This window comes from Yersinia sp. J1, assembly GCF_050586585.1.
GTDB lineage: Bacteria > Pseudomonadota > Gammaproteobacteria > Enterobacterales > Enterobacteriaceae > Yersinia > Yersinia entomophaga.
Genome location: NZ_JBOBDP010000015.1, coordinates 58,613 through 70,920, shown reverse-complemented (window position 1 = coordinate 70,920; position 12,308 = coordinate 58,613). Strand labels below are relative to the sequence as shown.

The following is a 12,308-nucleotide window of genomic DNA, read 5'->3' as shown; positions in this document are numbered from 1 at the left end:
CGGACTCGGAATCGAACCAAGGACACGGGGATTTTCAATCCCCTGCTCTACCGACTGAGCTATCCGGGCAACGGGGCGCATTAAACCGTATTGGCACTAAATCGTCAATGAGTTTCTGTCATAAAGTCGATCGTTTGCTGCCTTTTCGGTCAGGTAAGGTGAAATACAGCCCGATGAGGAGGAGGGAATCAGTGACAGTGTGGTTTAGCGCCTGCGAACCATAACCCCTTAATTTCTAGTTGATTGCATAACAATGGATTAAATATTCACAATTAGTGAATATTTACCACTTGAGTCACACTAATAAAAATGCAATTATTGCGCGAAACTCATATCCTATTACGCTAAATCAGGCTAAAGAGGGGCGTCCATGACAAGTGTTGTATCTTTTTTGACGCAAAATCTCCCCCGTCAGCCAATGATTTATTCCTATCACTATTTCTTGCCCTTCTATGATTCCTCTGCTGTTTCTCCTATGCGGTAAGGCTACCTCTGCTCACTGTTAGGCATGATTAAAACTAGAGTTCATTCTCTGATTTTACTGATGTCTATTGGTTACAGCTGAAATGAGATAGATCATGCTCCGCTCGTGTTTTTCTCCACATCGGTTCATCAGTCATTCAGCTAATTCAATAGCAACTTACGGAATATTATTAGGTGTATTTATCTCATAAGATTTCATCTTTGTGCCTGGGTGGCACGACTCATCCCTGACAGTTTGAGACTCGGTAACATGACACAGTTGAAAATAGCAGCAAGCGCAAATTTGGTTTCCTATCTGGCTACCCCACGCGAGGTAGTATGTCTTTATGAAACTGACTTTACCGACGTCGCGGTGATTCTGGTTTCTCTGGAAGACGTCAATAGCGGTATTCTGGCGGAATTGCATAATCAGGGCTTCGGGATACCCACTTTTATTGCTGCGCAAGGCGATCAACAAGTGTCCGTTGATTACCTGCCACTGATTAAAGGTGTAATGGCTTTGGGCGAAAATAATAAAGCTTTTTATCTCGCTCAACTTGAAGCCTCTGCTGCTGAATATGAAAAAAACCTGTTACCGCCGTTTTTCTCAACGCTGAAAAAATACGTCGAAATGAAAAACTCGACTTTTGCCTGCCCCGGTCATCAGGGGGGGGAGTTTTTCCGTAAACATCCGGCCGGTCGGCAATTTTACGAATTTTACGGTGAAACGCTTTTCCGCTCTGATATGTGCAATGCTGATGTCAAATTGGGCGATTTGTTGATCCATGAAGGCGCGGCCAAAGATGCGCAGAAGCACGCGGCAAAAGTGTTTAACGCTAACAAAACCTATTTTGTGCTAAACGGAACATCTGCAGCTAATAAAGTGGTGGCTAATGCACTATTAACTCGCGGAGATTTGGTGCTGTTCGATCGTAATAATCATAAATCAAACCATCACGGTGCGTTGATTCAGGCCGGAGCCACGCCAATATATTTAGAAACCGCTCGTAATCCTTTTGGTTTTATTGGCGGAATTGATGCACATTGCTTCAATGAACGTTATTTACGTCAGCAGTTGCGGGAAGTCGCTCCTGAGCGTGCCGATGAAGCTCGGCCATTTCGATTAGCAATCATTCAATTAGGAACCTACGACGGTACGATCTATAACGCTCGTCAGGTTGTGGACAGCATTGGTCATCTGTGTGATTACATTTTGTTTGATTCGGCGTGGGTAGGATATGAGCAGTTTATTCCGATGCTGAAAGATTGCTCTCCGCTGTTGCTGGAATTAAATGAAGATGACCCAGGGATTATTGTGACCCAGTCAGTCCATAAACAGCAGGCTGGTTTCTCCCAAACCTCACAGGTGCACAAAAAAGATAATCACATTAAAGGGCAGAAACGACACTGTAATCATAAACGGTTTAATAACGCTTTTATGCTGCATGCTTCTACCAGCCCATTTTATCCGCTGTTTGCCGCGTTGGATGTTAATGCCAAAATTCATTCTGGTGCCAGTGGTCGCAATATGTGGATGGATTGTGTCAGATTGGGTATCGAGGCGCGAAAATTAATATTGGAACGTTGCTCATTGCTAAAACCCTTTATCCCGCTACAGATAAATGGCAAGAACTGGCAGGACTATGCCACTGAGACAATTGCGAATGATGCCCGTTTCTTTGATTTTGTACCTAGAGAGAAATGGCACGGCTTTGATGGTTATACCGACGATCAATATCTGGTCGATCCCTGCAAATTATTACTGACGACGCCTGGTATTGATGTGGCCAGCGGCCAATATAGCGAGTTTGGTATTCCCGCGACTATTTTGGCTCACTTCCTACGGGAAAATGGCATTGTGCCAGAGAAGTGCGATCTTAATTCAATTTTGTTCTTGCTCACGCCGGCTGAAAATAGCGCTAAAATGGCTCATCTGGTAGAAATGTTGGCGCAGTTTGAGCGACACGTTGGGCAAGATTCATTGCTGTGTGACGTATTGCCGACGGTATATCGGAAGAATGAGCAGCGTTATCGCGGATATACTCTGCGCCGTTTATGTCAGGAAATGCACAATTTATACGTGAGTCATGACGTAAAACAGCTGCAAAAAGAGATGTTCCGCAAAGCCAGCTTGCCGCAGGTAGTCATGAATTCGCAGGATGCCAATATTCAGTTTATCCGAGATAATATTGAGCTAATTCCGATAGCGGAAGCTGAAGGGCGAATCGCCGCAGAAGGCGCTTTGCCTTATCCTCCGGGCGTACTTTGCGTCGTTCCCGGTGAAGTATGGGGTGGTGCCGCTCAGCGCTATTTCCTCGCACTGGAAGAGGGAATTAACCTATTACCGGGATTCTCACCGGAATTACAGGGCGTATATATCGAAAAGGGTGACGTTGAGTGGCGACGTATTTTGGGGTACGTCATCGCAGACTGATTTTTTTCTGATACCACCGGGTTAGCCGGTGGTATCTGGAGATGCATATTATTGGCTGAAATAGCGACCTAACAGAACCAGACCAGAGAACAGTAACAGGATATTTATTAGTTTTATTAGCTGCTCGCGGTTGATACCTAAACTGATCCTATTAGCGAGGGTTAAGCCTGCCAGCATACCTGGGGCTAACAGCAACACCATCAATAAGATCGATAAATCCATATAAACACCGGCCAGCGTAAATAAAATAACGCGGGTGAAGGTGCTCAAACCTATCAATGTTGTTTGGGTGATGCGCAGGTTATCTTTGCTTTCTATTCGACCAGATAAATAAATGGCATAGATAAACCCGCCGCTGCCAAATAGCGCACTAAACACGCCGCCGACTAAGCCAAAAGGCACGGCTGCCGCCGTTTTGAATTTCCCCAGAGGTTTACGTCGACTCAAAGAATAGAGCGCGTAAAGAATGACAAATATCCCTAAGGCTAATAAAAGAATGTCCGGACGGGTTTTGAGTAAAATTGTAGCGCCGATTAAGCTGCCGATAATCATCATGGGTATCAGTCGCTTAAGCTCACCAAGATCGGCATTCCTACTGTGTCTGGCGACGTTAGTAACGGCAGCGAACATATCTACTATTGCCAATAGAGGGACAATTTTTGCGACTGGGATAAAAAGTGCTAAAACCGGGCTAGCAATAAGTGCGGAGCCGAACCCGGTCAGGCCAAAGATAATGTAGGCGACAACCATAGTGGCAAATATGGCTGCTAATTCGAATAGCGTAAATCCAAGATCCATTTGTTCAGTCTGAGTAATAAGAAGGGAGGAGCTTTTACTATAGGCTGCCGTGGTTTATTTCCCATTGTTCTTGCGTGCACTGTGATAATGAACACAATTTCTGTCTGGCAAAGAGTGGTATTGGTGCTTTCTGAGAATAAAAAAAATGGCACAGAAAACTGTGCCATTTTTACCGGTTATTTAGGAATAAAGCTAAATTAATATCGGCGATAGCTCTTCTGAGCGCTGTTTACTTTTACCAGATAACGGCGAGATTCCGCTGCCGGGTGTTTGGTGGTTAGCGTTTGGAATACATCACCCGGTGCCATGCTGTTGATAATGGAGAACGCCCGATTCTTATCGCTATGGAATACGCGTAATACGCTACCTGCGCCACCGTTATAGGCGGTAATTACCGCATAACGACGGGCGGTGGCATTCTGGATGCCGCCGAGATAGCTATTTTGCAGAATAGACAGATAAGCCGTACCTGCATCGATGTTGTTTTCAGGATCGAATAAATAGCTACGGCTTGGCTGCCCGCTTTTCCCTTTCAATCTGAATACGTCTTTACCGGCGGTGTGCTGTACTACCTGCATCAGACCCAGAGCATCAGAACCGCTGACCGCATAAGGGTTGAAGCTAGATTCCGTTTGCATAATCGCCAATATAAGCGATTCTTCCACGCCATATTTTTCCGCCGAACGTCGAACCAGCGGCAGATATTTGTGGGCTCGTTTGTCTAAGTGGTTTGGCACTAGTTGCAGCGTAACCGACCAGATGACATGCAGACCGGAAGTCCGTTTTTTCATTCTGGTTTGTAACAGGTAATCTGCAAAATGCGCGGCCCGCCATTCCCAACGAATTGGCTGACCATTGTTATCCAACACCTGACCGTAAAGGAACGGCTCTTTACTGATCTGGATGTCGTTAACATCGGAATAAAGGTCGATCGAACCGGGATCATCACCCATTAATAAAGTCGTGATAATCGCCTGACGCAGGTGAGCGGCAGGATCGGTTGTTGCGATGGTTTCTACCGTAATGGTACCGGCATCAAAGTTGATGTGGCTACGGGTTTGGTATTGATCGGTATATTTTACGTAGTCTTTCGGACCGGCGATCAAAACTTCACTCAAACCCCAAATGTTTTCGATATTGTGGGCAAATTGGCCCATTAAGATTTCGAACCCATTGGTGTCTTTGATAAAGGCTTCATTATTGGCCTGATCTTTATTGCCCGAGCAGGAAACTAATAATGGGGCAATCACTAGCAAAGCTAAAATTTTCTTCATCTTACAAGCCATATCGTGATGAGGAATAACATCAGGGCCATGACTGGCCCTTTGGCGTTACTTACTCGGCGGGGTATACCCTTCGATGTGAACATCCTGCCCTTCGAACAGGAAGTTAATCATTTCCTGTTCCAGTAATTTGCGGTCTTCCACATTCATCATGCTGAGTTTTTTCTCATTAATCAGCATGGTTTGTTTAGTGATCCACTGTGACCAGGCTTCTTTTGAGATTTCGTTATAAATGCGTTTGCCAACTTCACCCGGATAGAGCTGGAAATCCTGCCCTTCAGCATCCTTTTGTAAAAATGTGCAAAAAATCGTTCTGCTCATGCTAAATCCTCATTTGTGGCACTATCGCCAAATAAAGCTGCTTGGGTAGGAGGCTGCTTGGCCAACCGCTGCAACAGGCGCTCAACGGGCGCAGCAAGCCCTACCGACGGTGGCTGTGCTAAGTTATACCAGAGACCCGCTCCTTCATCCATGCATCCACTCAGGGTTACCGCATTCATCCATATCGGCACGATATCCAAATGGAAGTGGCTAAAGGTGTGACGAAAAGCGGTTAGCTGCTGCAAACCTTGCTCTGGTAGCCCTTTTTGCTGCAACCAGTGACTGAGATCTTCTCTTTCACTAAACTGCGGGAAGCAGAATAATCCGCCCCACAGCCCAACGGGAGGGCGCTGCTCGAGCCAAACCTGCGTATGATTTTGAATCAATAAGAAATACGCGGTTTTTTCCGGTATGGTTTGTTTCGGTTTTTTCCCCGGATATTGTGGCCAGCTATGGTTGGCGTATGCAATACAGCCAGCGTTTAGCGGACAAAGTTCGCACTTCGGCTTGGAACGAGTACAAACCATCGCTCCAAGGTCCATCATCGCCTGGTTAAACTGGCCCACGCCCTTAGCTGGCGTGACGTCTTCGCTGATTTGCCATAGCCGTTTTTCCACGTCTTTTTTCCCCGGCCAGCCATCTACCGCATAGCAGCGAGCCAGAACCCGTTTCACGTTACCGTCGAGGATCGGGAAATGCTGCCCCAGCGCCAGCGACAAAATAGCGCCTGCGGTAGAGCGGCCAATTCCGGGCAAATCGGCAATTTCTTCAAAAGTGGTAGGGAATTCACCCTGATGTTTGGCCACAATGGTCTGCGCCGCCTTGTGAAGATTACGAGCGCGAGCGTAGTAACCCAAACCTGTCCACAGGTGCAATACTTCATCCAATGGCGCAGCAGCCAGCGCCCGCACATCGGGGAAACGCGTCATAAAGCGTTGGAAGTAAGGAATGACGGTGGCAACCTGAGTTTGTTGCAACATCACTTCCGATAGCCATACTTGGTAAGGTGTCTTGTCCCGTTGCCACGGTAGGGTTTTGCGACCGTAGCTTTGGTACCAGTCAAGCACCACTTGCGCGAACTGTTGCGCTTGCATCATAGGTAAGTATCGATATCCGGCAGAGAAATAATTTAGGGCTGGGATTGCAGCATAGAGTCTGAAGGCTGTAAACCGGAACTTTCCGAGGGGTTGGCGAAGTTTCGTCGGTAATAATGAATCATTTCGTGGTTAAATTTGTACTTCTCGCGTTCATAGTTGATAAACTAGCGTATCTTTGCATAATGCGCGTTCTTATTTTGCGCAACTCAACAGACAGAAAGCACCATGATAAATGACGTCATATCTCCGGAGTTTGATGAAAACGGTCGCGCACTGCGCCGTATTCGTAGTTTTGTCCGCCGCCAAGGGCGCTTAACCAAGGGCCAACAGTTTGCGCTGGATAACTACTGGCCGGTGATGGGCGTAGAATATCAAACGACCCCGGTTGAGCTGAGCACGCTGTTTGGCCGTGAAGCGCCGACAGTATTGGAAATTGGTTTCGGTATGGGTACCTCTTTGGTCACCATGGCAGCCAATAATCCGCAGCAGAACTTTTTAGGTATCGAAGTTCACTCGCCGGGCGTTGGCGCCTGTTTGGGCAGCGCTCATGAAGCGGAACTGAACAATTTGCGCGTGATGTGTCACGATGCGGTTGAAGTACTGGAAAACATGATCCCGGAAGGCTCGCTGGATATGGTTCAGCTATTCTTCCCCGACCCATGGCATAAGGCGCGCCACAATAAGCGTCGTATTGTCCAGACTCCGTTTGTGGAACTGGTAAAAAGTAAATTAAAAGTCGGCGGCGTATTCCATATGGCCACCGATTGGCAACCTTATGCGGAACATATGTTGGAAGTGATGTCGGCCGTCTCCGGATACCGTAATCTTTCCGAAACCAATGACTATGTTCCTCGTCCGGATTCACGTCCGTTGACGAAATTTGAATTACGTGGCCAGCGTCTGGGACATGGCGTTTGGGATCTGATGTTTGAGAGGAAAGAATAATGGCTAACAATCGCAGTCGTCGTTTACGCAAGAAAATGCACATCGATGAGTTTCAGGAATTAGGTTTCTCCGTTCAGTGGACCTTCCCTGAAGGCACTGGCGTAGATGTGATCGATTCCACCGTAGACGCATTTATCGACGAAGTTATTGAACCAAACGGTTTGGCTTTCGACGGTAGTGGCTACATGCAGTGGGAAGGCCTAATCTGCCTGCAGGAAATCGGTCATTGCACCGATGAGCACCGTGCATTGGTCAGCAAATGGCTGGAAGCTCGTAAAATGAAAAACGTAGAAACCAGCGAGCTGTTTGATATCTGGTGGGATTGATCCTAACGATCTGACCACTGTTTGATAATAAGGGCGCCGCTATAGGCGCCTTTATTTTTATTGGGGAAAGTACTGGAGTATTTCCGTGGTAAAGACGTTATCGAATACGCTGTTGGAAGATATCCTCGATCAGGTTAGACCGATGATTGGGCAAGGGAAAGTCGCTAACTATATTCCAGCCCTGGCGGAAGTTTCCGCAGATAAGCTGGGTATTGCGGTTTGCGGCGTCGATGGTCAGATTTTTCAGGCGGGTGATGCGGAAGAGCGTTTCTCAATCCAGTCGATTTCTAAAGTGCTCAGCCTGACTCTGGCTTTAGGGCGCTACGGCGAGGATGAAGTGTGGCGGCGAGTGGGAAAAGAGCCATCGGGCCAGCCGTTTAACTCATTGGTACAGCTGGAGTTGGAGCAAGGGAAGCCACGTAATCCCTTTATTAATCCGGGGGCGCTGGTGATTTGCGACATGCTTCAAAGTCGCCTGAGTGCGCCTAAGCAGCGGATGCTGGAAGTGGTGCGCCAGTTGGTCGATGATGTCTCTATCGGCTATGACAGCCGGGTGGCACGTTCTGAATTTGAACATTCGGATCGCAATGCGGCCATCGCTTATCTGATGAAATCTTTTGGCAATTTTGACAACGATGTTTTGACCGTGCTGCAAACTTACTTCCATTATTGCGCCATGCGTATGAGCTGCATCGAGCTGGCTCGCTGTTTTGTTTATCTGGCAAATCAGGGGCGGCCAATCAATCATGCCGAACAGATTATTTCACCGATTCAAGCCAGACAAATCAATGCGTTAATGATAACCAGCGGTATGTATGACGGTGCCGGCGAGTTTGCATTCCGCGTAGGTATGCCGGGGAAATCCGGTGTCGGCGGCGGAATTATTGCCGTGGTGCCTGATGAGATGTGTATTGCGGTATGGTCACCGGAACTGGATGTCTCAGGGAACTCATTGGCCGGAACCGCTGCCTTAGAGTTACTTGCCCAGCGGATTGGTCGCTCAATCTTTTAGGATCAGTCCACTACTGGCGGCGATAAAACTCAGGCAGTGTCATAATTAGCGGTAGATAAACGGTTTCTCAGGAGAATCTATGTTACGAAAAGCAGGACTGGCGCTTTTGTTATTGGCTGCGGGACAGGTTCACGCAGAATATCAGTGCAACGTAAAACCTCAGGATGATGTGATTATCAGTCCGCAGAGCGTACAGGTTGTGGGAGCCAGCGGAAATCTGCAAATCTCACCGGATGGTGATGTGATTCGCAACGGCAAAACATTGACTCTCACAGAGGCTCAGCGGCAGAAAGCGTTCAGCTATCAGAGCGCATTGCGTAAAGATTTGCCGTGGATTGATAAAGGCGCGCAACAGCATCTGGAAAAAGCCCGGGTTTCTTTGGATAACGTCATTGTGCAACAGTTGGGGAGCAGCAGTAATGTGCGTAACCGGCTGACGACGTTGAACGATCAGCTGAAACAGCAAATGAGCCGCATCATTGAGAAACGCAGCGACGGTCTGACTTTCCACCATCAGGCCATTGCCCAAGTAGAGAAGGACGGTCGCGCCATCGTGCAACAGAGTCTGGGGGGCGTTTTGCAGGATAGCCTGAATGAAATGGGCGTTAAGCAGGCGACGAGCGGTTCTTCCAATAATCCATTGCAGGCGATAATGGGCAATCTGGGTGGTTTGCAGCAAGCGATTCAGACTGAATGGAACAATCAGGAACAAGATTTCCAGAACTTCGGCCATGAAGTTTGCGGTCGGGTGACAACGCTAGAGCAACAGCGTATTGAGCTGCTCAAAGCCTTAAATTGAGTTCCATCCGATAAAATAAAAAACGGGCGAATGCCCGTTTTTTTACGATGCGCTCTGACAACTATAAAAACAGTTCCAGCAATGAATTCAGGAATAGCTTTCCTTTTTCGGTAATCTGCCAGTGTTCATCGGTTTCCAGCATATAGCCTTTGGCGATAGCCTGATCCAGCTGCGAGCGAATGGTGCTTTCTTCCAGACCGGTAAAATTATAGAAATCACCGCGCGGCGCGGCTTCCAATAGACGGAAACGGTTCATGAAGAATTCAAACGGCCGGTCGGCTATTTCAACCTCATGTTGCCTGTCCATATATTTGCCTTGCATGAAACCGCGTGGATGCTTGGTTTTCACCGTGCGAAGAATGCGACCATCGCTAAAAGTCACTTTTCCGTGAGCGCCGCAGCCAATGCCCAGATAGTCGCCAAAGCGCCAATAATTAAGGTTGTGCTGGCACTGGTAACCGGGCTTTGCGTAGGCCGAGGTTTCATACTGCTGATAACCCGCAGCGCTAAGCAACTGGTGACCTTGCTCGAAAATATCCCACAGCGCATCATCATCCGGCAACTTGGGCGGACGCGAGCTGAAACCGGTATTGGGTTCGATAGTTAGCTGGTACCAGGATAAATGAGGGGGGTTTAGTGCGATGGCCTGACGTAAATCGTCCAGCGCCTCTTCCTGCATTTGATCCGGCAATCCATGCATCAAATCCAGATTAAAGCTACGTAAACCCAAAGAGGTTGCCAGCGCCGCAGCGCGTTTAGCCTCTTCTGGGCCGTGTATCCGCCCCAGACGCACTAATTTCTGCTCGTTAAAGCTCTGCACGCCGATAGAGATGCGATTGACACCGGCCCGCTGGTAGCCGCTGAAGCGATCGGCCTCAACGGTGCCGGGATTGGCTTCCATGGTGATTTCGGCATCTGCTGCAACCGGCAGGCGTGCTCTAACGCCGTCCAGCAGACTTTGCATCGCTTCTGCACTCAGTAAACTGGGCGTACCGCCGCCGATAAAAATGGTGCCGATTTCTCGTCCGCTGGTCAGCGGCAGATCGGCGTCCAAATCGGCCAGCAAGTGATCGACATATTCCTGATGAGGAACATCTCCTTTCAACGCATGGGAGTTAAAATCGCAATAAGGACATTTCTGTACGCACCACGGAATATGGATATAAAGACTAAGCGGTGGCAACTTAAGCATTTCGCAGGGCATCCAGCATTAATTTCAAGGCCTTACCGCGATGCGATACTGCCTGTTTTTCTTCGCGGCTCAGTTCTGCGGCTGTTTTGCCTAATTCCGGTACGTAAAAAATAGGATCGTAGCCAAAGCCACCTGCGCCGGATGCTGCCCGTGCAATCACGCCAGGCCAACTGCCGTGGAACACCAGAGGCGTAGGATCTTCCGCGTGACGCATATACACCAGAACACAATGGAACTGCGCACCGCGTTGTCCTTCAGGCACATTCTGTAGGCTTACCAACAGTTTCTCCAGGTTTTCCCTATCGCTGGCATCAACACCAGCATAGCGCGCCGAATAAATGCCCGGAGCGCCGCTCAGCGCATCGACGGCCAGACCAGAATCATCGGCAATGGCGGGCAATCCTGTGACCTGCGCCGCATGACGAGCTTTCAGAATGGCATTTTCGATAAAGGTTAAACCGGTTTCTTCCGCAGACTCAACGCCCATCTCGGTTTGCGCAACCACGTCCAGACCGAAATCCGCCAGCAGGCTGGCTAACTCACGTACTTTACCGGCGTTACCGGTAGCTAAAACGACTTTTTGCATGGTAAATCCTGATTGATTGTTACGCCGGTAACCTGCTTTCCATCGTGAGATAAACCTGATGGTTTTGTGCCATTGATTGAATTTATTTCGTGCCATTCAAAATGGAGCAGCGGAGTTATCCGACTATTCGAGCAGTGCTGCAACCTGAGGTGGAATCTGCTGCGGATGAATAATTTTGATCTGTTTATGCCGCCCCAGCTCACCTTTTTCGATGATGACGTGGCTTTTGGCCACTCGAAACTGTTTGGCTATAAATTTGATCAAATGGGCGTTGGCCTGCCCATCAACCGGCGGGGCGGTAATGGCGACTTTTAACTCATCGCCATGTAAACCGATAATCTGATCGCGGCTGGCTTTCGGCTGAATATATAGCCTGATCGCCAGCCCGTCCAGCAGGGGAGTGACTGCACTCACAGTACGAACCAGAGCTCGCCTAACAGATCCATACCTAAATAATTGATCAGATACAGGATCAGGATAACTACCATGCCGGAAAAATCGATCCCGCCCATTGCTGGCAGAATACGGCGGATCGGTGCCATCAGCGGCTCGGTCAGTTGATATAGCAGATAGTCCATCGGGCTTCGGCCCTGGCTAACCCAACTCATCAATGCACGGATAATCATCACCCAGAAGATCAGATAACCGGCGGCCTTAACCAGTGAAATTACGCCAAACAGCAGGTTATAAGGGCTGAGGGACATGCCGCCGCCCTGAATCAGCAGTAATAGCGGGTATTTGATGGTCATCAACAGGAAGGCCAACAGCAGAGAAGCGCTATCTATCGGGCCTAATGACGGAATAATTCGTCGCAGCGGGCCAACGATCGGCTGAGTGATTTTCACCACGAACTGCGAAAACGGGTTGTAAAAGTCACTGTGTACCATTTGCATCCAGATGCGTAATAGCAGCACCATGACGTAAAGGTCAATGACGGTTTTAGCCAAAAAAGTCAGCGTTAGCATGGTTGCCTTTAGTCCTTAATCATATTCAAGTGTCTGTAAAGTACCTCTATCTTAATGATAAAGGCTTAGGGGGAGCGTATTGTTTTGT

The 12,308-nt window shown here is 48.4% G+C and carries 13 protein-coding genes; 5 read left to right on the top strand and 8 right to left on the bottom strand.

Translation table 11 applies throughout. The features are described from left to right. The first annotated feature begins 733 nt into the window (after positions 1-733). Positions 734-2,896, top strand: a complete 2,163-nt coding sequence (gene speF, locus ACQ4OC_RS16635) for an ornithine decarboxylase SpeF (RefSeq protein ID WP_064515057.1) — start codon at positions 734-736, stop codon at positions 2,894-2,896. A 48-nt stretch (positions 2,897-2,944) separates the two neighbouring features. On the opposite strand, the gene ACQ4OC_RS16630 is transcribed toward speF, so the two are convergent. The 4 genes from ACQ4OC_RS16630 to mutY form a co-directional block, all read right to left on the bottom strand. Then, the gene (locus ACQ4OC_RS16630; RefSeq protein ID WP_120806584.1) at positions 2,945-3,694 is read right to left on the bottom strand and encodes a sulfite exporter TauE/SafE family protein; all 750 of its coding nucleotides are present in this window, start codon (positions 3,692-3,694) and stop codon (positions 2,945-2,947) included. A 197-nt stretch (positions 3,695-3,891) separates the two neighbouring features. Beyond that, positions 3,892-4,968: a membrane-bound lytic murein transglycosylase MltC gene (gene mltC / locus ACQ4OC_RS16625; protein WP_064515053.1), complete on the bottom strand. Its 1,077-nt coding sequence runs from the start codon at positions 4,966-4,968 to the stop codon at positions 3,892-3,894. A 57-nt stretch (positions 4,969-5,025) separates the two neighbouring features. After that, the gene (locus tag ACQ4OC_RS16620) at positions 5,026-5,298 is read right to left on the bottom strand and encodes an oxidative damage protection protein (RefSeq protein ID WP_064515051.1); all 273 of its coding nucleotides are present in this window, start codon (positions 5,296-5,298) and stop codon (positions 5,026-5,028) included. Continuing rightward, positions 5,295-6,395, bottom strand: coding sequence for an A/G-specific adenine glycosylase (mutY, locus tag ACQ4OC_RS16615; protein ID WP_430971423.1), 1,101 nt, complete (start codon positions 6,393-6,395; stop codon positions 5,295-5,297). The genes ACQ4OC_RS16620 and mutY overlap by 4 nt, the downstream gene beginning before the upstream one ends. 225 nt (positions 6,396-6,620) lie before the next feature. Between mutY and trmB the strand changes: the two genes are divergently transcribed. The 4 genes from trmB to ACQ4OC_RS16595 all read left to right on the top strand — a co-directional run bounded on the left by trmB (position 6,621) and on the right by ACQ4OC_RS16595 (position 9,477). Then, positions 6,621-7,340, top strand: coding sequence for a tRNA (guanosine(46)-N7)-methyltransferase TrmB (gene trmB, locus ACQ4OC_RS16610; protein WP_064515047.1), 720 nt, complete (start codon positions 6,621-6,623; stop codon positions 7,338-7,340). Further along, positions 7,340-7,666, top strand: coding sequence for a YggL family protein (locus ACQ4OC_RS16605; protein WP_064515045.1), 327 nt, complete (start codon positions 7,340-7,342; stop codon positions 7,664-7,666). Before trmB ends, ACQ4OC_RS16605 begins: the two co-directional genes overlap by 1 nt. 85 nt (positions 7,667-7,751) lie before the next feature. Beyond that, the gene (gene glsB, locus ACQ4OC_RS16600; protein ID WP_064515043.1) at positions 7,752-8,678 is read left to right on the top strand and encodes a glutaminase B; all 927 of its coding nucleotides are present in this window, start codon (positions 7,752-7,754) and stop codon (positions 8,676-8,678) included. Between the two features lie 79 nt (positions 8,679-8,757). After that, complete coding sequence (locus tag ACQ4OC_RS16595) at positions 8,758-9,477, top strand: DUF2884 domain-containing protein (protein ID WP_049599607.1); 720 nt, start codon at positions 8,758-8,760, stop codon at positions 9,475-9,477. Between the two features lie 61 nt (positions 9,478-9,538). On the opposite strand, the gene hemW is transcribed toward ACQ4OC_RS16595, so the two are convergent. The 4 genes from hemW to ACQ4OC_RS16575 form a co-directional block, all read right to left on the bottom strand. Next, positions 9,539-10,669: a radical SAM family heme chaperone HemW gene (gene hemW / locus ACQ4OC_RS16590; RefSeq protein WP_430971422.1), complete on the bottom strand. Its 1,131-nt coding sequence runs from the start codon at positions 10,667-10,669 to the stop codon at positions 9,539-9,541. Further along, positions 10,662-11,255, bottom strand: coding sequence for an XTP/dITP diphosphatase (locus ACQ4OC_RS16585; RefSeq protein WP_064515040.1), 594 nt, complete (start codon positions 11,253-11,255; stop codon positions 10,662-10,664). The genes hemW and ACQ4OC_RS16585 overlap by 8 nt, the downstream gene beginning before the upstream one ends. A gap of 123 nt (positions 11,256-11,378) precedes the next feature. Further along, positions 11,379-11,669: a DUF167 family protein YggU gene (gene yggU, locus ACQ4OC_RS16580; RefSeq protein ID WP_049599614.1), complete on the bottom strand. Its 291-nt coding sequence runs from the start codon at positions 11,667-11,669 to the stop codon at positions 11,379-11,381. Then, positions 11,666-12,220, bottom strand: a complete 555-nt coding sequence (locus ACQ4OC_RS16575; protein ID WP_049599617.1) for a YggT family protein — start codon at positions 12,218-12,220, stop codon at positions 11,666-11,668. Before ACQ4OC_RS16575 ends, yggU begins: the two co-directional genes overlap by 4 nt. Positions 12,221-12,308: the final 88 nt, after the last annotated feature.

Excerpts from the sequence above, each read along its gene's own strand:
- hemW (WP_430971422.1), bottom strand. The coding sequence starts at position 10,669 with ATGCTTAAGTTGCCACCGCTTAGTCTTTATATCCATATTCCGTGGTGC.
- ACQ4OC_RS16605 (WP_064515045.1), top strand. The coding sequence starts at position 7,340 with ATGGCTAACAATCGCAGTCGTCGTTTACGCAAGAAAATGCACATCGAT.
- ACQ4OC_RS16620 (WP_064515051.1), bottom strand. The coding sequence starts at position 5,298 with ATGAGCAGAACGATTTTTTGCACATTTTTACAAAAGGATGCTGAAGGG.
- trmB (WP_064515047.1), top strand. The coding sequence starts at position 6,621 with ATGATAAATGACGTCATATCTCCGGAGTTTGATGAAAACGGTCGCGCA.
- mutY (WP_430971423.1), bottom strand. The coding sequence starts at position 6,395 with ATGATGCAAGCGCAACAGTTCGCGCAAGTGGTGCTTGACTGGTACCAA.
- ACQ4OC_RS16585 (WP_064515040.1), bottom strand. The coding sequence starts at position 11,255 with ATGCAAAAAGTCGTTTTAGCTACCGGTAACGCCGGTAAAGTACGTGAG.
- ACQ4OC_RS16630 (WP_120806584.1), bottom strand. The coding sequence starts at position 3,694 with ATGGATCTTGGATTTACGCTATTCGAATTAGCAGCCATATTTGCCACT.
- ACQ4OC_RS16595 (WP_049599607.1), top strand. The coding sequence starts at position 8,758 with ATGTTACGAAAAGCAGGACTGGCGCTTTTGTTATTGGCTGCGGGACAG.
- mltC (WP_064515053.1), bottom strand. The coding sequence starts at position 4,968 with ATGAAGAAAATTTTAGCTTTGCTAGTGATTGCCCCATTATTAGTTTCC.
- ACQ4OC_RS16575 (WP_049599617.1), bottom strand. The coding sequence starts at position 12,220 with ATGCTAACGCTGACTTTTTTGGCTAAAACCGTCATTGACCTTTACGTC.
- speF (WP_064515057.1), top strand. The coding sequence starts at position 734 with ATGACACAGTTGAAAATAGCAGCAAGCGCAAATTTGGTTTCCTATCTG.